This window comes from Pseudomonas sp. NFACC13-1, from assembly GCF_900104425.1.
Lineage (GTDB): Bacteria > Pseudomonadota > Gammaproteobacteria > Pseudomonadales > Pseudomonadaceae > Aquipseudomonas > Aquipseudomonas fluorescens_AA.
Genome location: NZ_FMXV01000021.1, coordinates 75,601 through 93,038, shown reverse-complemented (window position 1 = coordinate 93,038; position 17,438 = coordinate 75,601). Strand labels below are relative to the sequence as shown.

At 61.0% G+C, this 17,438-nt stretch carries 14 protein-coding genes and 4 tRNA genes; 16 read left to right on the top strand and 2 right to left on the bottom strand.

The genetic code is table 11. The annotated features are described in order from the left end of the window. The first annotated feature begins 200 nt into the window (after positions 1-200). From BLQ55_RS22895 to BLQ55_RS22835, 13 genes are all read left to right on the top strand, one after another. Entirely contained in the window at positions 201-2,804 is a 2,604-nt protein-coding gene (locus BLQ55_RS22895) for a FimV/HubP family polar landmark protein (protein WP_092203807.1), read from the top strand. Between the two features lie 296 nt (positions 2,805-3,100). Continuing rightward, positions 3,101-3,925 carry a tRNA pseudouridine(38-40) synthase TruA gene (gene truA / locus BLQ55_RS22890; RefSeq protein ID WP_030142027.1) on the top strand — a complete coding sequence of 275 codons (825 nt, stop codon included), beginning with the start codon at positions 3,101-3,103 and terminating at the stop codon, positions 3,923-3,925. Between the two features lie 63 nt (positions 3,926-3,988). Next, positions 3,989-4,612, top strand: a complete 624-nt coding sequence (locus tag BLQ55_RS22885; protein WP_092257297.1) for a phosphoribosylanthranilate isomerase — start codon at positions 3,989-3,991, stop codon at positions 4,610-4,612. Between the two features lie 265 nt (positions 4,613-4,877). Beyond that, a complete protein-coding gene (accD, locus tag BLQ55_RS22880; protein WP_072407026.1) occupies positions 4,878-5,798 on the top strand; it encodes an acetyl-CoA carboxylase, carboxyltransferase subunit beta in 921 nt (306 codons plus the stop codon). Continuing rightward, positions 5,795-7,102, top strand: a complete 1,308-nt coding sequence (gene folC, locus BLQ55_RS22875) for a bifunctional tetrahydrofolate synthase/dihydrofolate synthase (protein ID WP_092257294.1) — start codon at positions 5,795-5,797, stop codon at positions 7,100-7,102. Before accD ends, folC begins: the two co-directional genes overlap by 4 nt. Further along, entirely contained in the window at positions 7,086-7,757 is a 672-nt protein-coding gene (locus BLQ55_RS22870; protein ID WP_092257290.1) for an SPOR domain-containing protein, read from the top strand. Before folC ends, BLQ55_RS22870 begins: the two co-directional genes overlap by 17 nt. Positions 7,758-7,846: 89 nt before the next feature. After that, on the top strand, positions 7,847-8,407 hold the full coding sequence (locus BLQ55_RS22865; RefSeq protein WP_030142022.1) for a CvpA family protein: 561 nt from the start codon (positions 7,847-7,849) through the stop codon (positions 8,405-8,407). Positions 8,408-8,448: 41 nt separating this feature from the next. Further along, the gene (gene purF / locus BLQ55_RS22860) at positions 8,449-9,954 is read left to right on the top strand and encodes an amidophosphoribosyltransferase (protein WP_053123453.1); all 1,506 of its coding nucleotides are present in this window, start codon (positions 8,449-8,451) and stop codon (positions 9,952-9,954) included. Positions 9,955-10,009: 55 nt separating this feature from the next. Further along, positions 10,010-11,221: an O-succinylhomoserine sulfhydrylase gene (locus tag BLQ55_RS22855; protein ID WP_092257287.1), complete on the top strand. Its 1,212-nt coding sequence runs from the start codon at positions 10,010-10,012 to the stop codon at positions 11,219-11,221. Then, complete coding sequence (locus tag BLQ55_RS22850; protein WP_063320321.1) at positions 11,218-11,991, top strand: SDR family oxidoreductase; 774 nt, start codon at positions 11,218-11,220, stop codon at positions 11,989-11,991. Before BLQ55_RS22855 ends, BLQ55_RS22850 begins: the two co-directional genes overlap by 4 nt. Before the next feature lie 103 nt (positions 11,992-12,094). Further along, positions 12,095-12,170, top strand: a tRNA-Val gene (locus tag BLQ55_RS22845). A 58-nt stretch (positions 12,171-12,228) separates the two neighbouring features. After that, positions 12,229-12,305: transfer RNA gene (locus BLQ55_RS22840), tRNA-Asp, on the top strand. A gap of 89 nt (positions 12,306-12,394) precedes the next feature. Further along, positions 12,395-12,471: transfer RNA gene (locus tag BLQ55_RS22835), tRNA-Asp, on the top strand. A 207-nt stretch (positions 12,472-12,678) separates the two neighbouring features. Here the strand turns inward: BLQ55_RS22835 and BLQ55_RS22830 are convergent. Next, positions 12,679-13,962 carry an NAD(P)/FAD-dependent oxidoreductase gene (locus tag BLQ55_RS22830; protein WP_092257284.1) on the bottom strand — a complete coding sequence of 428 codons (1,284 nt, stop codon included), beginning with the start codon at positions 13,960-13,962 and terminating at the stop codon, positions 12,679-12,681. A gap of 184 nt (positions 13,963-14,146) precedes the next feature. Between BLQ55_RS22830 and BLQ55_RS22825 the strand changes: the two genes are divergently transcribed. Then, positions 14,147-14,223, top strand: a tRNA-Val gene (locus BLQ55_RS22825). Positions 14,224-14,305: 82 nt separating this feature from the next. Further along, positions 14,306-14,950 carry a hypothetical protein gene (locus tag BLQ55_RS22820; protein WP_092203795.1) on the top strand — a complete coding sequence of 215 codons (645 nt, stop codon included), beginning with the start codon at positions 14,306-14,308 and terminating at the stop codon, positions 14,948-14,950. Between the two features lie 45 nt (positions 14,951-14,995). Here the strand turns inward: BLQ55_RS22820 and BLQ55_RS22815 are convergent, their stop codons facing one another. Continuing rightward, positions 14,996-15,307, bottom strand: coding sequence for a type II toxin-antitoxin system RelE family toxin (locus BLQ55_RS22815; protein ID WP_092203793.1), 312 nt, complete (start codon positions 15,305-15,307; stop codon positions 14,996-14,998). 378 nt (positions 15,308-15,685) lie between these two features. Between BLQ55_RS22815 and BLQ55_RS31755 the strand changes: the two genes are divergently transcribed. Then, a complete protein-coding gene (locus BLQ55_RS31755; protein WP_143011771.1) occupies positions 15,686-16,729 on the top strand; it encodes a PDZ domain-containing protein in 1,044 nt (347 codons plus the stop codon). Positions 16,730-17,438 lie beyond the last annotated feature (709 nt).

Below are 17,438 nucleotides of genomic sequence, written 5' to 3'. Positions count from 1 at the left end.
GCATCAATTTGTCGAATGATTCTAGCTGGGCGCTATGCTTGGCCGGAATGCTGAAGGCGAACATCCCTCTGGGGGACTTTCCCGGGGCATGAGTGAAATGATCGCGCGCACCGTCGCTTCGGGGCTGCGCGCAATGCCTTACGGCAGCGGCATCAATACCTTCTCGCTGGCCGAGGAATGTTCAAACAAAGGAAGAGGCTATGGTTCAAGTTCGCAAACTGGTGTTAGCAATAGCGGCCGCCTCGGCGCTGTCCTCCGGTATGGCGCAAGCGCTCGGGCTCGGGGAATTGACCCTGAAGTCGACGCCGAACCAGCCCCTGGTCGCCGAGATCGAGTTGCTCGACGTCCAGCAACTGACCGCCGCCGAAGTCGTGCCGAGCCTGGCCTCGCCCGACGACTTCGCCAAGGCCGGGGTCGACCGCCAGGCCTTTCTCAATGACCTGAGCTTCACCCCGGTGATCAACGCCAACGGCAAGAGTGTCCTGCGGGTCACGTCCAGCCGCCCGCTGTCCGAGCCCATGGTCAAGTTCCTGGTGCAGGTGATGTGGCCCAACGGCCGTCTGCTGCGCGACTACAGCGTATTGCTCGATCCCTCCAAATTCTCGCCACAGGCCGCCGACGCGGCCCGGGCGAAACCACCCCAGGTCGTGGCCACGCCAGTCACCGGGGCCACCAAGCCTTCCCAATACACCACCACGCCGCGCGATACCCTGTGGGAAATCGCCGCCAAGGTGCGCAACGGTGGGTCGGTCCAGCAAACCATGCTGGCGATCCAGGCGTTGAACCCTAACGCGTTCATCAACGGCAACATCAACCTGCTCAAGACCGGCCAGGTGTTGCGCCTGCCGGACCCGGTGCAGAGCACGGCGCTGCCACAGCCCCAGGCCATCGCCGAAGTGGCTGCGCAGAACGCCGCCTGGCGCTCGGGGCGTCGTGCCGTGGCGGGTGCTGGCAAGCAGCAACTGGATGCCACCAGGCGTGGCCGTGGCGAAGGCGCGCCGGCACAGGCGGCCGGTCGCGACAACTTGAGCCTGGTGTCGGCCGATTCGGCGAAAGCGGGTGGCAAGGGCAAGGGCGCTGCTGGCGATGCCCAGGCGCTGACCAACAAGCTTGCGGTTACCCAGGAAAGCCTCGATTCGGCTCGCCGGGATAACGAAGAACTGAAAAGCCGCATGGCGGATCTGCAGAGCCAACTGGACAAACTGCAGCGCCTGATCGAGCTGAAGAACAATCAACTGGCCAAGATGCAGGCCGAAGGTGCCGCGGTTCCGCCTGCTGGCGAGGCGCCTGCGGCGATGTCCGCGGAGCTGACTCCAGCGCCGGCGGCACAGGCCCCGGCGACTGCACCTGCTGCCGCACCTGCGCCAGAAGCGACCCCGGAAGCGACGCCACCTGCCACACCGGTCGAGCCGACGCCTGCCGCGTCCAACGAGCAAAAATACAATGACCTGCTGACCAACCCGATCCTGTTGGGGTTGATTGGCGGTGGCGCGCTGCTTTTACTGTTGCTGCTGTTGTTGCTCGCCCGTCGACGCAAGGCCCAGCAGGAAGCGGAAAAACACTTGCGCATGGCCCGAGCCCTCGAGGAGGAGGCTGACTTCTCCCCGGAGTTCGATCTGCCCCCGAGCAGCTTCGAGGGCATTGATGTTCCACCACCTAGCGTAAAGCTTGAGCCAAAACCCGCGCCGGCCCCCGCGCCAGCACCCAAGCCGGCCCCGGTGGTCGCGCCTGTGGTGGTCACGCCGCCTATCGCCGCGCCATTGGTGGCTCCGGCCGCCGATCGCTTCGACGACGTGCTGCCCCAGGCCCAGTCCCATATGGACCGAGGTCGCTTGAACCAGGCCGCTGACCTGCTCGAGCAGGGCATCAAGGCCGAACCCCAGCGAAGCGACCTGCGCCTGAAATTGATGGAAGTCTACGGTCAGCAGGGCGACCGCGACGCCTTTGTCGCCCAGGAGCGCCAACTGGTGGCCAATGGCGACAACTTCGCCCAGGTCGAACAGCTGAAAAGCCGTTTCCCGGCCATGGTGGTCGCTACCGCCGCCGGCCTGGCCGCGGCGGCAGTGGCTGCGGAGCTGGACGCGCAGTACGTCAAGGATCTGCTGGAAGACAAGTCGCCCACCGACGAGGAACTGGACAGCGCCTTCGACCTGAGCCTGGATGACCTGGAAGCTCCGGTCGCGCCAGCGCCGGAGCCTGTCGCCGAGCTGGACGCATTCCCGGAAGACGACGACCTGAGTTTCGAGTCGGTGCTCAAGCAGCAGACTGAAGCCAAGGAAAGCCTGGACGACCTGTCGGAATTCGACCTGGACCTGGGTGCCGACGCGCCGACCCCGGTCGCGGCGCTCGATGATGAAGACTTCCTGCTGGACCTGGGTGACGATCTCAAGGGCCTGGACGTTCCAGCAACCGAAATGCCGGCCCTGGACGATGCGCCGGCCGACGATCTCGAGCTGCCGGCAGATTTTGACCTGTCCCTTGCCGACGAGATGGATGCCCATGACCGGCCAAAGGATGCCTTTGAATCCGAGCTGGACGATGTAAACGCCGAACTGGATCGCCTGTCCGACAGCCTGGCCCAGCCGACCTTCACCGCTGAAGATGCCCTGGTTGGTGCTGAAGACGAGCCCGACTTCGACTTCCTCAGCGGTACCGACGAGGTGGCGACCAAGCTCGATCTGGCCCAGGCCTACATCGACATGGGCGACCACGACGGCGCCCGCGACATCCTCGGCGAAGTCCTCAGCGAAGGCGATGCGACCCAGAAGAGCGAAGCGCAGGAGATGTTGTCGCGTTTGGTGTAAGTCAGTAGTTAGGCAAAACGGCAGCCGGTGAGGCTGCCGTTTTTGTTTGCAGCGGGCGTTATGGTGACTGGGCTGGCTTCATCGCGAGCAAGCTCGGCTCCCACAGGGATCTGCCCCCACAGGGATCTGGGTGCAAGCCCTTGTGGGGGCCGAGCTTGCTCGCGATGGCGCCCCGTCGAACCAACCCAGGACCACCGGTTACACTGGCATCCCGCCCCGCCGGCCTTATAATGCCCGCCTTTGCGTACTCAGCAGGCTGTAATTCCTTGGCAAACATAGACAACCCGGCCGCCGAAATGGCGGCCGACGGCTTTTTCCGGATCGCCTTGGGCGTTGAATACAAAGGCTCGCGCTACCGTGGCTGGCAGCGCCAGGCGTCCGGTGTATTGACGGTGCAGGAAACCCTCGAAAACGCGCTGTCCAAAGTCGCCGACTCGCCCGTGTCGCTGCATTGCGCCGGCCGGACCGATGCCGGCGTGCATGCCTGCGGCCAGGTGGTGCATTTCGACACCCAGGTCGAGCGCTCGATGAAAGCCTGGGTCATGGGCGCCAACATCAACTTGCCCCATGACGTCAGCGTCAGTTGGGCCAAGGTGATGCCGGCGCATTTCCATGCCCGCTTCAAGGCCATCGCCCGGCGTTATCGCTACGTGATCTACAACGATCAGATCCGTCCGGCGCACCTGAACGAAGAAATCACCTGGAACCACCGCCCGCTGGACGTCGAGCGCATGGCCGAGGCCGCGCAATACCTGGTCGGTGTCCACGATTTCAGCGCATTCCGTGCGGGCCAGTGCCAGGCCAAGTCGCCGATCAAGGAGCTGCATCACCTGCGCGTGACCCGGCACGGCAAGATGATCGTGCTCGACATCCGCGCCAGCGCCTTCCTGCATCACATGGTGCGCAACATTGCCGGCGTGCTGATGACCATTGGCGCCGGCGAGCGGCCGGTGGAGTGGGTCAAGGAAGTGCTCGACAGTCGCATCCGCCGTTCCGGTGGTGTCACGGCGCATCCGTTTGGCCTGTACCTGGTACAGGTCGAGTATCGCGATGAATTCGAGCTGCCGGAGCGTTACATCGGGCCACATTTCCTCACCGGCTTCTCGGAACTCGACGGCTGACGCCCTCCGCAGCATTTGTTACCATCCGGGACTTTCACGCAATTGCCTGAGGTTTTAGCCACCATGCCCGTCGTTCGCAGCAAGATTTGCGGGATCACCCGCGTCGAGGACGCGTTGGCGGCGGTCGAGGCCGGGGCCGATGCCATCGGGCTGGTGTTCTACGCCAAGAGCCCGCGGGCGGTGACGGTGCAGCAGGCGCGGGCGATCGTCCAGGCCTTGCCGCCGTTCGTGACGCCCGTAGGGCTGTTCGTCAATGCCAGTCGTTGCGAGCTGGGCGAGATCCTCGATGCGGTGCCGCTGGGCTTGTTGCAGTTCCATGGCGACGAAACCCCGGCCGATTGCGAAGGCTGGCATCGTCCGTACATCAAGGCGTTGCGGGTCAAGGCCGGTGACGACATCGCCGCCGGTTGCGAAGCCTTTGCCGGTGCCAGCGGTATCTTGCTGGACACCTATGTGGAAGGCGTGCCCGGCGGTACCGGCGAAGCGTTCGACTGGTCGCTGGTGCCACAAGGCCTGAGCAAGCCGATCGTCCTGGCCGGCGGGCTGACGGCGGAAAACGTCGCCGCGGCCATTCGCCAGGTTCGCCCCTATGCGGTGGATGTGAGCGGCGGGGTGGAGCAGGGCAAGGGCATCAAGGATCCGGCAAAGATTCGTGCGTTCATGGCTGCTGTTCGCAACAGCCAGTAGTCAATGTGACGGCTGGCAGACTGCCGCCGTCCATACCTGCACTGTACAAAGCAGGCAGGCACCGCCTCCGGGTGGGCCGATAGCGTAGGGGCAACCGCAGTGCAGCGGTTGCCGGGATGGCTGAGGGGATTGGGCTGCACGCAGGTCATGTTTCGCGCTGACCGTGGTGGCCGTTCGACCCTCGCCGCACAATGAATTTAGCTCAAGGGCATACGCGGGGCCGCGAACCAGAGCGTTCGGGCCGCCGGTACTGGAGAAAGAAAGCATGAGCAACTGGTTGGTAGACAAACTGATCCCTTCGATCATGCGTTCCGAGGTGAAGAAAAGCTCGGTGCCTGAAGGTCTTTGGCACAAATGTCCATCCTGCGAGGCGGTGCTGTACCGTCCCGAGCTGGAAAAGACCCTGGACGTTTGCCCCAAGTGCAACCACCACATGCGCATCGGCGCGCGTGCCCGTATCGATATTTTCCTGGACGCGGAAGGCCGTGTGGAGCTGGGTGCCGACCTGGAGCCGGTGGACCGCCTGAAATTCCGCGACGGCAAGAAATACAAGGATCGCCTGACCGCTGCCCAGAAGCAGACCGGTGAAAAAGACGCCCTGGTGTCCATGAGCGGCACCTTGCTGGGCATGCCGGTGGTGGTTTCGGCCTTCGAATTCTCCTTCATGGGCGGTTCCATGGGCGCCATCGTCGGCGAGCGTTTCGTTCGCGCCGCCAACCATGCCCTGGAAAACCGTTGCCCGATGATCTGCTTCGCCGCTTCCGGCGGTGCGCGGATGCAGGAAGCGCTGATCTCCCTGATGCAAATGGCCAAGACCTCCGCGGTGCTGGCGCGTCTGCGTGAAGAAGGCATTCCGTTCATCTCGGTGCTGACCGACCCGGTCTACGGCGGTGTTTCCGCGAGCCTGGCCATGCTGGGCGACGTCATCGTCGGCGAGCCGAAAGCGCTGATCGGCTTTGCCGGCCCGCGTGTGATCGAGCAGACCGTGCGTGAAAAGCTGCCGGAAGGCTTCCAGCGCAGCGAGTTCCTGCTGGAACACGGCGCCATCGACATGATCATCCATCGCCAGGAGCTGCGTCCGCGCCTGGGCAATCTGCTGGCGCAACTGATGGGCCTGCCGACGCCGACATTCGTCGCCGCACCGGTCGAGCCGATCGTGGTTCCGCCAGTGCCTGCCGGGCTATGACCCAACGCACCCTGGGCGACTGGCTTGCCTACCTCGAGCAGTTGCATCCATCGGCCATCGACATGGGGCTGGAGCGCTCGCAAACGGTAGCGTCCCGCATGGGACTGGCCAAGCCGGCGCCCCGGGTCATCACTGTCACTGGCACCAACGGCAAGGGTTCCACCTGCGCCTTCCTGGCCTCGCTGCTGCGGGCCCAGGGGCTGAGCGTCGGTGTCTACAGCTCGCCGCACCTGCTGCGCTACAACGAGCGGGTGCAAGTGAACGGCGTCGAAGCCACTGACGCCCAGCTGTGCGAAGCCTTTGCCGCGGTGGAAGCCGGGCGAGGCGATACAACCCTTACGTATTTCGAGATGGGCACCCTGGCGGCGTTCTGGTTGTTTGCCCGTGCCGGTCTCGATGCGGTTGTGCTGGAAGTCGGCCTGGGCGGACGGCTGGATACGGTCAACCTGGTGGACGCCGACATTGCACTGGTCACCAGCATTGGCGTGGACCATGCCGATTACCTGGGCGATACCCGCGAATCCGTGGCCTTCGAGAAGGCCGGCATCTTCCGCCAGGGCGCGCCTGCGCTCTGTGGCGATCTCAATCCTCCTCAGCCATTGCTGGACAAGGTCCGCGAACTGAGCTGCCCGTTCTTTCTGCGGGGTCGGGATTTCGACCTGGCGATGACCGAGCAGCATTGGCAATGGCGCGGCAGCGACCTGCGCGGCAATCCGGTGGAGTTGCGCGACCTGCCGCAGCTGGACCTGCCGATGGAAAACGCCGCGCTGGCGCTCCAGGCCTACTTGTTGCTGGGCTTGCCCTGGGAAGCCGGGCAAATCGTCCAGGCGCTGCAGGCGACCCATGTGGTCGGTCGCCTCGACCGCCGTCAGTTCGATTGGCAAGGCAAACGCTTGAACCTGTTGCTGGACGTTGGCCATAACCCCCATGCGGCGCAGTACCTGGCCGAGCGCCTGGCGCGGCGGCCCGTGGCAGGGCGGCGCCTGGCGGTGTTCGGGCTGCTGGCCGATAAGGATCTGGATGGCGTTGTCGAGGCGTTGGATGATAGTGTCCAGCACTGGGCGGTAACGCCACTGGATTCGCCGCGCTCGCGTACGGCGGCTGAGCTGCAGGGGGCCTTGCAGCGTCACGGTGCTCCGGTGCAAGCCTATGCCAGTGTGGCCGCCGCCCTGGAAGGGCAGTGCGCCCTGGCGACGGCTGATGATGAAATCCTGCTGTTCGGATCATTTTTTTGTGTTGCCGAGGCCCTTCAATGGTTGGCCCGGCACTCCACGGAGGAAGCTGCAGATGGCATTGCTGGATAAGGCGTACAAGCAGCGCATGGTCGGGGCCCTGGTGTTGGTGGCCCTGGCGGTGATTTTCCTGCCGATGCTGTTTTCCCGCCAGGACGAGCAGCGCCAGGTCACGGTCGACGCCCCAGCCGCGCCCCAGGCGCCTTCGGTGCCGCCTGTGCAGGTCGAGCCGGTGGCCGTGCCTGAGCCCCAGGCGTTGCCTCAGGAACCGGTGCCAAGCGACGAGGAACTGGCTGAGCAACCCGCCGCACCTTCCACGCCGATTGCATCGGCGCCTGCCACGCCGGCTCCCGCCGCACCGAGCAAACCGGCTGTCGCCCCCGTGCCTGTTCCAGCGGCACCGGCGATCAAGCCGGCGCCGAGCCAGCCGATCACCGCCGCTCCGGCCAAGCCGGACACGACCCAGAGTCGTGTGGATGCCAATGGCCTGTCGGTCAGTTGGTCGGTGCAGTTGGCCAGCCTGACCAGTCGCGAAAGTGCCGAGAACTTGCAGAAAACCTTGCGCAGCCAGGGCTATAACGCCTACATCCGTTCCGCCGATGGCAAGAATCGGGTGTTTGTCGGTCCGCTGATCGAGCGCGCCGAAGCCGACCGCCTGCGTGACCTGCTCAGCCGCCAGCAAAACCTCAAGGGGTTCGTCGTGCGCTTCCAGCCAGAGCGTGGTTGACGGCGATTTAGCTGATTTGAATCACGCAGCTTACCGACAGCCCTGGGCTCTGCTAAAATGCGCCGCCTTATCCGTATGTAGGCTGCACCGTGCCATTTACCTGGGTTGACTGGGCGATCGTTGCGATCGTCGCCATCTCCGCATTGATCAGTCTGAGCCGCGGCTTCGTCAAGGAAGCCCTCTCGCTGCTGACCTGGATCATCGCGGGAGTCGTAGCCTGGATGTTTGGTGGTTCGCTGTCCCAGTACCTCGCCGGATACATCGAAACTCCCTCGGCCCGCGTGATCGCGGGCTGTGCCATCTTGTTTATCGCCACCTTGCTGGTTGGCGCAATGATCAATTATCTGATCGGCGAACTGATTCGCGTCACCGGGCTTTCCGGGACGGATCGGTTCCTGGGCATGGCCTTTGGCGCGGCGCGCGGCGCGTTGCTGGTGGTCGTGGCCGTCGGGCTCTTGAGCCTGGGGCCGGTGCAGCAGGATACGTGGTGGCAGGAGTCCCGGCTCGTGCCACAATTTCTATTGGTCGCAGACTGGTCCAAAAACCTGATCCTGGGTTGGAGCAGTCAGTGGCTTGCCAGCGGTATCAGCGTACCCGCTGAAATACCGTTCAAGGAACACCTCTTGCCGACGGCCAAAACGCCGCAGTGAGTGTTGTTCAGTTCAGATCCATTAAGTAGGGGTTGCGTCGCATGTGTGGCATCGTCGGTATCGTCGGTAAGTCGAACGTCAATCAGGCGCTGTATGACGCGCTAACCGTGCTCCAGCACCGCGGCCAGGACGCTGCCGGTATCGTGACCAGCCATGACGGCCGGTTATTCCTGCGCAAGGACAACGGCCTGGTGCGTGACGTGTTCCACCAGCGTCACATGCAGCGCCTGGTCGGTCACATGGGTATCGGCCACGTGCGCTACCCGACCGCGGGCAGCTCGACGTCGGCTGAAGCTCAGCCGTTCTACGTCAACTCGCCTTACGGCATCACCCTGGCGCACAACGGCAACCTGACCAACGTCGAGCAACTGGCCAAGGAGATCTACGAATCTGACTTGCGCCACGTCAACACCAGTTCCGACTCGGAAGTGATGCTCAACGTGTTTGCCCACGAGCTGGCCCAGCGTGGCAAGCTGCAGCCTACCGAAGAAGACGTGTTCGCCGCCGTGACCGACGTGCACAACCGTTGCGTGGGTGGCTATGCGGTGGTGGCGATGATCACCGGCTACGGCATCGTCGGTTTCCGCGATCCCCATGGCATCCGCCCGATCGTGTTCGGCCAGCGTCACACCGACGAAGGCGTCGAGTACATGATCGCTTCCGAAAGCGTGTCCCTGGACGTGCTGGGCTTCACCCTGATTCGCGACCTGGCCCCGGGCGAAGCGGTCTACATCACGGAAGACGGCAAGCTGCACACCCGTCAGTGCGCGACCAACCCGTCCCTGACCCCGTGCATCTTCGAACACGTCTACCTGGCGCGTCCGGACTCGATCATCGACGGTATCTCGGTCTACAAGGCGCGCCTGCGCATGGGCGAGAAACTCGCCGACAAGATCCTGCGCGAGCGTCCGGAACACGACATCGACGTGGTCATCCCGATCCCGGACACCAGCCGCACCGCCGCCCTGGAGCTGGCGAACCACCTGGGCGTCAAGTTCCGCGAAGGCTTCGTGAAGAACCGCTACATCGGCCGGACCTTCATCATGCCGGGCCAGGCCGCACGGAAAAAATCCGTACGCCAGAAGCTCAACGCCATCGAGCTGGAGTTCCGCGGCAAGAACGTGATGCTGGTGGACGATTCCATCGTCCGTGGCACCACCTGCAAGCAGATCATCCAGATGGCCCGTGAAGCCGGTGCCAAGAACGTATATTTCTGCTCCGCGGCCCCGGCTGTGCGCTACCCGAACGTCTACGGCATCGATATGCCGAGTGCCCACGAGCTGATCGCTCATAACCGCACCACCCAGGACGTGGCCGACCTGATCGGCGCCGACTGGCTGATCTACCAGGACCTGCCGGACCTGATCGAAGCGGTGGGCGGCGGCAAGATCAAGATCGAACAGTTCGATTGCGCGGTATTCGATGGCAAGTACGTCACCGGCGATATCGACGATGCGTACTTGAACAAGATCGAGAACGCGCGTAACGATGCGTCCAAGGCCAAGACCCAGGCGGTCAGTGCGATCATCGATCTGTACAACAACTGAGTACGAACCGGCCCCGAGGGGCCGGTTTGCGTTTAACCGATTAAGGAGTGGCAGCATGAGTCAGGATTGGGATGCCGGTCGGCTGGACAGCGACCTTGAAGGCGTAGCGTTCGATACCCTGGCGGTTCGCGCGGGTCAGCACCGTACACCGGAAGCCGAGCATGGCGATCCGATGTTCTTTACCTCCAGTTACGTGTTTCGCACGGCCGCCGACGCTGCCGCGCGGTTTGCTGGCGAGGTGCCGGGTAACGTCTACTCGCGCTACACCAACCCGACCGTGCGGGCGTTCGAGGAGCGTATCGCCGCCCTGGAAGGCGCCGAGCAAGCCGTGGCGACCGCCACCGGCATGGCCGCGATCATGGCCGTGGTGATGAGCCTGTGCAGCGCCGGCGACCACGTGCTGGTGTCGCGCAGCGTCTTCGGTTCGACCATCAGCCTGTTCGAAAAGTACTTCAAGCGTTTCGGCGTGGAAGTCGATTACGTGCCCCTGGCGGATCTGTCCGGTTGGGATGCGGCAATCAAGGCCAATACCAAGCTGCTCTTCGTCGAATCGCCTTCCAACCCTCTGGCCGAGCTGGTGGACATCGCCGCGTTGGCGGAAATCGCTCACGCCAAGGGCGCTATGCTGGTGGTCGATAACTGCTTCTGCACCCCGGCACTGCAGCAACCGCTGAAGCTGGGCGCGGACGTGGTGGTGCATTCGGCGACCAAGTTCATCGACGGCCAGGGCCGTTGCATGGGGGGCGTGGTGGCTGGTCGTGGCGAGCAGATGAAAGAAGTCGTGGGCTTTCTGCGTACCGCCGGGCCGACCCTCAGCCCGTTCAATGCCTGGATCTTCCTCAAGGGCCTGGAAACCCTCGGCCTGCGCATGAAGGCTCATTGCGCCAATGCCCAGGCCCTGGCCGAGTGGCTGGAGCAGCAGGACGGTATCGAGAAAGTGCATTACGCCGGCCTCAAGAGTCATCCGCAGCATGACCTGGCCTTGCGTCAGCAGCGCGGTTTCGGTGCGGTGGTGAGCTTCGAGGTCAAGGGAGGCAAGGAGGGCGCCTGGCGCTTCATTGATGCGACCCGATTGATTTCCATCACGGCCAACCTGGGTGACAGCAAAACCACCATCACCCATCCGAGCACCACGTCCCACGGGCGCCTGTCGCCTCAGGAACGCGAGTCGGCGGGTATTCGTGACAGCCTGATCCGCGTCGCGGTCGGCCTGGAAGACGTCGCGGACCTGCAAGCCGACCTGACCCGCGGGTTGGCGGCCTTGTGATTGAGCTGGCTACGCCGCCGAGCGGCACTCATGGCCGGGTTGCACTGGTTACGGGCGCCGCGCGGGGCATCGGTCTGGGCATTGCTGCCTGGCTGATCTGTGAAGGCTGGCAGGTAGTACTGACTGACCTGGATCGCGAGCGCGGTTCCAAGGTGGCGAAGACCTTGGGCGACAATGCCTGGTTCATCGCCATGGACGTGGCGGACGAGGCGCAGGTCGCCACCGGTATCGCCGAGGTGCTCGGGCAGTTCGGGCGGCTCGACGCGCTGGTGTGCAACGCGGCTATCGCCGACCCGCACAACATCACCCTGGAAAGCCTCGACCTGGCTTACTGGAATCGGGTCCTGGCGGTGAACCTGGGCGGGCCGATGCTGCTGGCCAAGCACTGCGCGCCGTATCTGCGCGCGCACAACGGCGCCATCGTCAACCTGGCCTCGACCCGCGCCGCGCAATCGGAGCCCGACACCGAAGCCTATGCGGCGAGCAAGGGCGGCCTGCTGGCCTTGACCCACGCCCTGGCAATCAGCTTGGGACCGGAGATCCGGGTCAACGCCGTCAGCCCTGGCTGGATCGACGCGCGGGATCCCTCACAACGTCGCGCACAGCCGCTGACCGACGCCGATCACGCCCAGCATCCCGCGGGCCGGGTCGGCACGGTAGAGGATGTGGCGGCGATGGTGGCGTGGCTGTTGTCGCGCAATGCCGGTTTTGTCACGGGGCAGGAGTTCGTGGTGGACGGTGGCATGACCAAGAAAATGATTTATGAGTGAGGGTGGTTGCAGGTGCCGTTTGAAACTGTTTTGAAAAAACTTCAACCCTGCTATTGACTTAGCTTCGGTACCTGCGTAAATTTCGCGGCCTCAACGAAGCAAAGGGTGATTAGCTCAGCTGGGAGAGCGTCTGCCTTACAAGCAGAATGTCGGCGGTTCGATCCCGTCATCACCCACCATGTTTTACGAGAGTTTTGCGAAAGCAAAATGGAAGCTGTCAAAAGCCTCCACCGACGCGCAGCGGTAGTTCAGTCGGTTAGAATACCGGCCTGTCACGCCGGGGGTCGCGGGTTCGAGTCCCGTCCGCTGCGCCATATTTTCCGAAGCAGGTTCGCCTGATTCGAGATTGAAGTCCAAGGGTTTTGATCAGACGAGTTAACTGGACGCAAGTCCATAGCGATACGCAGCGGTAGTTCAGTCGGTTAGAATACCGGCCTGTCACGCCGGGGGTCGCGGGTTCGAGTCCCGTCCGCTGCGCCATATCTGCTTCGAGGCCCACTGAACGCCTTGAAGCTAAGAAGAAAGCTGCAAAGCTACTTCTAGTCGATAGCAAAGACCCTGGTCGAAAGACCGGGGTTTTTTGTTTTTGGCGAAATGATATTGGGCCAAGCCCGTGGCGAGGGAGCTTGCTGTGGCGAGGGGATTTATCCCCGCAGGGCTGCGAAGCAGCCCTTGTTGTTGGCAGTTTCAGAACCCCAATTTATCCCGCAACCCGTAATACCAGGCACCCATCGCCGCAAACGGCGTACGCAACAACTGACCGCCGGGGAAAGGATAGTGCGGCAGGTCCGCAAACGCATCAAAACGCTCAGCCTGACCACGCAGCGCCTCGGCCAGGACCTTGCCCGCCAGGTGCGTGTACGTCACGCCATGGCCGCTGCAGCCCTGGGAATAATAAATGTTATCCCCCAGTCGCCCGACCTGGGGAAGACGCGACAGTGTCAGCAGGAAATTTCCGGTCCAGGCGTAATCGATCTTCACGTCCTTGAGCTGCGGGAATGCCTTGAGCATCTTCGGCCGAATGATCGCCTCGATGTTCGCCGGATCCCTCGCGCCATACACCACTCCGCCCCCGAAGATCAGACGCTTGTCGCCCGTCAGCCGGTAGTAATCGAGCAAGTAGTTGCAGTCTTCGACGCAATAATCCTGAGGCAGCAGACTATGAGCCAACTCATCGCCCAATGGCTCGGTGGCGATTACCTGGGTACCGCAAGGCATGGACTTGGCCGCCAGCTCCGGCACCAGATTGCCCAGGTAGGCATTGCCCGCCACGATAATGAACTTGGCCCTGACCTTGCCTTGTGGCGTATGCACCACCGGGCTGGCGCCACGCTCGATGCGCACCGCCGGCGACTGTTCATAAATCACTCCGCCAAGGGACTCCACCGCCGCCGCTTCGCCCAATGCCAGGTTGAGCGGATGAATATGCCCACCGCTCATGTCCAGCATACCGCCCACATACGCCTCGCAAGCCACCACCTCGCGAATACGCCGCTGATCCAGCAGCTCCAGCTGGGTATGACCGAAACGCTCCCATAAACGCTTCTGCGACTCCAGGTGGCCCATCTGTTTAGCGGTGAGGGCGGCGAACACGCCGCCGTCCTTCAAATCACATTGAATCTGATACTTCGCCACCCGCTCACGAATGATCCGTCCGCCCTCGAACGCCATATTGCCCAGCAACTGCGCCTGCTGAGGACCGACACTGCGCTCGATCACATCGATGTCGCGGCTATAACTGTTGACGATCTGCCCGCCGTTACGACCCGAAGCCCCAAAGCCCACTTTCGCCGCCTCAAGCACCGTGACCTTGAAACCGTTCTCCAGCAAAAACAGCGCAGAAGACAGCCCGGTGTAGCCAGCGCCGATCACGCAAACATCCGTCTCGACGTCATCCTGCAGGGCAGGGCGCGGAGGAGCCGGGTTGGCCGACGCGGCGTAATAAGACTCTGGGTACGGTGTGTTCGCCATTCTGGAACCTCTGTTTTATATTTTTTACGAATGCAGCGATCCTACCCGAGATAAAAATCGGCCGCCAGCCACCCCCGAATCTTCGTGACATCGACGAAATTAAATATTTTGCATATTCATAGGGTTAGGTGAAAAAAAAGGTGTTGACACCCCTTTGGAATTCCGTAGAATGCCGCCTCACAGCAGGCACGTAGCTCAGTTGGTTAGAGCACCACCTTGACATGGTGGGGGTCGTTGGTTCGAGTCCAATCGCGCCTACCAAACAAAATCCGCTCTGCTGGGCGGTCTAGAAGGGGTTCACCGAGAGGTGAGCCCCTTTTTGCTTTCACATAAGGACATGGTCATGCGGGTTGTCACTTCCGTAACTTTTCTTTCTATAGCACTTGCTGGTTGTGCTGGAATACCTTCAGTTCCATACGAAGAGCCGACTCAATCAGAGGGAATGGCGCGTGTTCGTGTTATCACGAACTCCGATGTGTATGGAGATAGCATCGTCGGCAGTTGTGCTCCCGCCACCCGGCATAAGATGGCTGAAGCCGGACGTTTCGGGCAGGACGGTACGGCGAGCATCAACTATCCGCAGTATCCCCAGAAGTCGGCGAGCATTGGCATACCGAAAAGAGTTTGGCCCAGTCTTATCCAGTACATCCCTGCAATTCGGATGGGGGAAGGGGCTTACAAAGAAGTCGTGACCGAGTATCGCGTCAGGGCGGATTTGCCATTCCAAATTGCAACCCGGGGCGCGACCATTGCGGGCAATGGCAGCTCTTACCGGTCCTGTGATGGTCATGCGCTCGTTTACAAGCTGGAACCAGGAAAAGACTACGAAGCTGTGGTAGGGGTGGATAGCAGGCCAAGCAAAGATGGCGAGCAAGCGCTTATTTGCATGTTAGCGGTTCTCGAAGTTACCACTTTGCCTGGTACTTCGATTGTGATTCCCCAAAAGTTGACGCCTGCTGCGCCTCCGCAGGTGGCCTGTAAAAACTAAGAAAACCGGGGGGCGGCCATGATTGTGAGAGGCAAGTAAGTTATTTCAAATCGTGGCCTGTCCTTGTGGATCCCGATTCTTGGCCGAATCGTAGACGCTGCTTCGTTCCCGCTTGCCGACGGCCAACACCAGGATGACAATCCGTTCATCCTCAACACGATACACAAGTCGATAGCCGGCACCGCGCAATTTGATCTTGTAGCAATCCTTCATGCTGTGAATTGCATCGCCTGGCACTCGTGGCCCGGCTTGCTGTTCCTGGAGCTTTCGCAAGAACTGGAGGCGGATGGTGCCGTCGAGCTTTCGCAGTTCTTTCAGCGCCTTCGGGTCCCACTCGACTTCGTACTCAACGGCCATTGGCGATATCTGCCTCGGCCTCGCCAATGAGATCGTCGAGAGATACTCGAACAGGTGTTTCGTTGGCGTCGAGTCGTGACTTGACCAAATCAGGTAATATGCGTCCTGGAGCGGGTGAGGGAGGCCGCGTAAAAAAGAGTCCATATGGAATGGCTCTGTTTTCATGGCAACGTGTTCAGCTTTTCAAGCGCGACACCGCAGAGAAAGCCCGGCCACCGCGCCGGGTTTTTTATTGCTTAAAATATACTGCAGCCAGGGCAGCCCTCGGGAGGCCTGGATTTCGACAAGCAACCAATCTCGGACCTAAGCCGCTACCGGTATTGCTAATGGGGTGCTGTTCGACAATGATGTCGTATCAGCATCATTAATGGGCGAGATATGAACAAGGCCGTCAGGTTCGCTGCGTTATCGTTAGTTGTAGTCAATCTTTCTGGATGCGTCGTTGAGATGGTCACGGGTAGTATCGCGGAAGCTTCTTTCGCGAGCGAAACGCCAGAAAGCGTGGGTCTGGCGCCAGCTAACTTTCGCGGCCAATCCTGTCCTGAGCTTGCCCTCCAACGAGAACATGCGGAGTCCTCAATTTCGTATACAGGTGAGCACGCTGATTATGTGCAAAAACATGGCCGTTGGCGGCTGGCGTCGGTAGAACAGGTTGAGCGAGAGCAGGGCTGTCTAGCGGGTACCACTTTCGACCAGGCAGCAACTGTTGACTATGTCGCTAAGCACCCTGAAGCTGCAAAAGAGCTTGAGTCACGACTACCACCGAGCGCCCGCTCTCGCTCGAGCGATGGAACTGGAACGCAGCCATCAGCCAACTCACATCAGCCAGGTGTAACGGCTCCTCAGCCAAAAGCCTCGACTGTTAGCCCGCCTCCTAGCATTGGGTCTGGCTTTGGGTCGACGTCCCTTGTTTCTGGTCTCCCACAGACATCGTTTGCCCAGTTATTAGCTCAAGAAACACCCGAGAAATATAAAGGGAAGTCTTGTGAATACCTCCGTCTGGCATATGTTCGTAGCGAGGAGTTATTGGCAGCAGATTCGCCGGAAAGGCGGGCTTTGGGAGCGGGCAAGAAAACTGCCATAAGTCAGATTTTGAACGGCAGAGATTGTCCACCCCTTAGCACTGCTGGCCATGGGCGAATTGGTGCCGCGATCAGTAGCATTGATCCTGTTAAAGCAGCGCGCCTCGGCATGCCACTTAAAGGTACCTCCGTAGAAAAGATTATGCCGAATGGGAACGCTGAAAAAGCCGGTCTGAGATTTGCGGATGTGATAGTGAGCATTGATGCAATATCCGTAGACGATGACATCGATTTTTTAGTTGCCATGGGTAAGATGCCGATTGGTTCCAATATGTTGCTTAAGGTCTGGCGTAAGGACGGTTTTATCGATATTCCTGTGTTAATCGGCCCTCCAACCTGATGGGGATGAGTCACACGGCATTGCTCAATCGAGTCAATCGGAACGACGACTCCCATCGGCTGAACTTCGAGCCGTTTCTGCAAATCCTAGTGCACATCCCCCTTTATCTCTCCGATCAGTTCCCCTTCCTCAATCCATCTTATGAGCTGCGGTACGCTGGGTTTTCCGTCGACATAGCGCAGCCAACGAGAGGGATTTAGAGAGATGGGGGTAGCGAAAAACCTATACATAAATTATATTTTTGTACAGGTTTTGACGGAATGTTGGAAAATGACACCCCTCGAAAAGCTCATCTCCTGGCACGAAAAATGGGCCCTTCAGAATCAGATCGTGAAATGCAAAAGCTGCGGCATGGAACAGTCCGAGCTGGACAGACATCTCATGTTTAGTCATGAGTCGGACTGTCCAAATGCGAGGTTCGGCACTGAACCATGGCGGGCTTTAGATGAGGTGAGAGATGCCTATTGGATCCCTCCGAAAGCTGCGTCAGACGATCAGGACGTCACTGCGTCGTCATCAGAACAGCCAGGGCCATCCTTATGAATGCCTCGTTCTGACCGAGCGTTGCCAAGGCGTCCCTGACGTTCGTTGCGACCACACAAAAGCTGTTTGACTCCCGGTGAGCCAACAAGCCATCATCTATTCATCCTGTCATTCTTGCGTACGTAGGAGTGCACAAAAAGCCCGGCCATAGCGCCGGGTTTTTTTT

Excerpts from the sequence above, each read along its gene's own strand:
- BLQ55_RS22895 (WP_092203807.1), top strand. The coding sequence starts at position 201 with ATGGTTCAAGTTCGCAAACTGGTGTTAGCAATAGCGGCCGCCTCGGCG.
- truA (WP_030142027.1), top strand. The coding sequence starts at position 3,101 with ATGGCGGCCGACGGCTTTTTCCGGATCGCCTTGGGCGTTGAATACAAA.
- BLQ55_RS22885 (WP_092257297.1), top strand. The coding sequence starts at position 3,989 with ATGCCCGTCGTTCGCAGCAAGATTTGCGGGATCACCCGCGTCGAGGAC.
- accD (WP_072407026.1), top strand. The coding sequence starts at position 4,878 with ATGAGCAACTGGTTGGTAGACAAACTGATCCCTTCGATCATGCGTTCC.
- folC (WP_092257294.1), top strand. The coding sequence starts at position 5,795 with ATGACCCAACGCACCCTGGGCGACTGGCTTGCCTACCTCGAGCAGTTG.
- BLQ55_RS22870 (WP_092257290.1), top strand. The coding sequence starts at position 7,086 with ATGGCATTGCTGGATAAGGCGTACAAGCAGCGCATGGTCGGGGCCCTG.
- purF (WP_053123453.1), top strand. The coding sequence starts at position 8,449 with ATGTGTGGCATCGTCGGTATCGTCGGTAAGTCGAACGTCAATCAGGCG.
- BLQ55_RS22855 (WP_092257287.1), top strand. The coding sequence starts at position 10,010 with ATGAGTCAGGATTGGGATGCCGGTCGGCTGGACAGCGACCTTGAAGGC.
- BLQ55_RS22830 (WP_092257284.1), bottom strand. The coding sequence starts at position 13,962 with ATGGCGAACACACCGTACCCAGAGTCTTATTACGCCGCGTCGGCCAAC.
- BLQ55_RS22820 (WP_092203795.1), top strand. The coding sequence starts at position 14,306 with ATGCGGGTTGTCACTTCCGTAACTTTTCTTTCTATAGCACTTGCTGGT.
- BLQ55_RS22815 (WP_092203793.1), bottom strand. The coding sequence starts at position 15,307 with ATGGCCGTTGAGTACGAAGTCGAGTGGGACCCGAAGGCGCTGAAAGAA.
- BLQ55_RS31755 (WP_143011771.1), top strand. The coding sequence starts at position 15,686 with ATGAACAAGGCCGTCAGGTTCGCTGCGTTATCGTTAGTTGTAGTCAAT.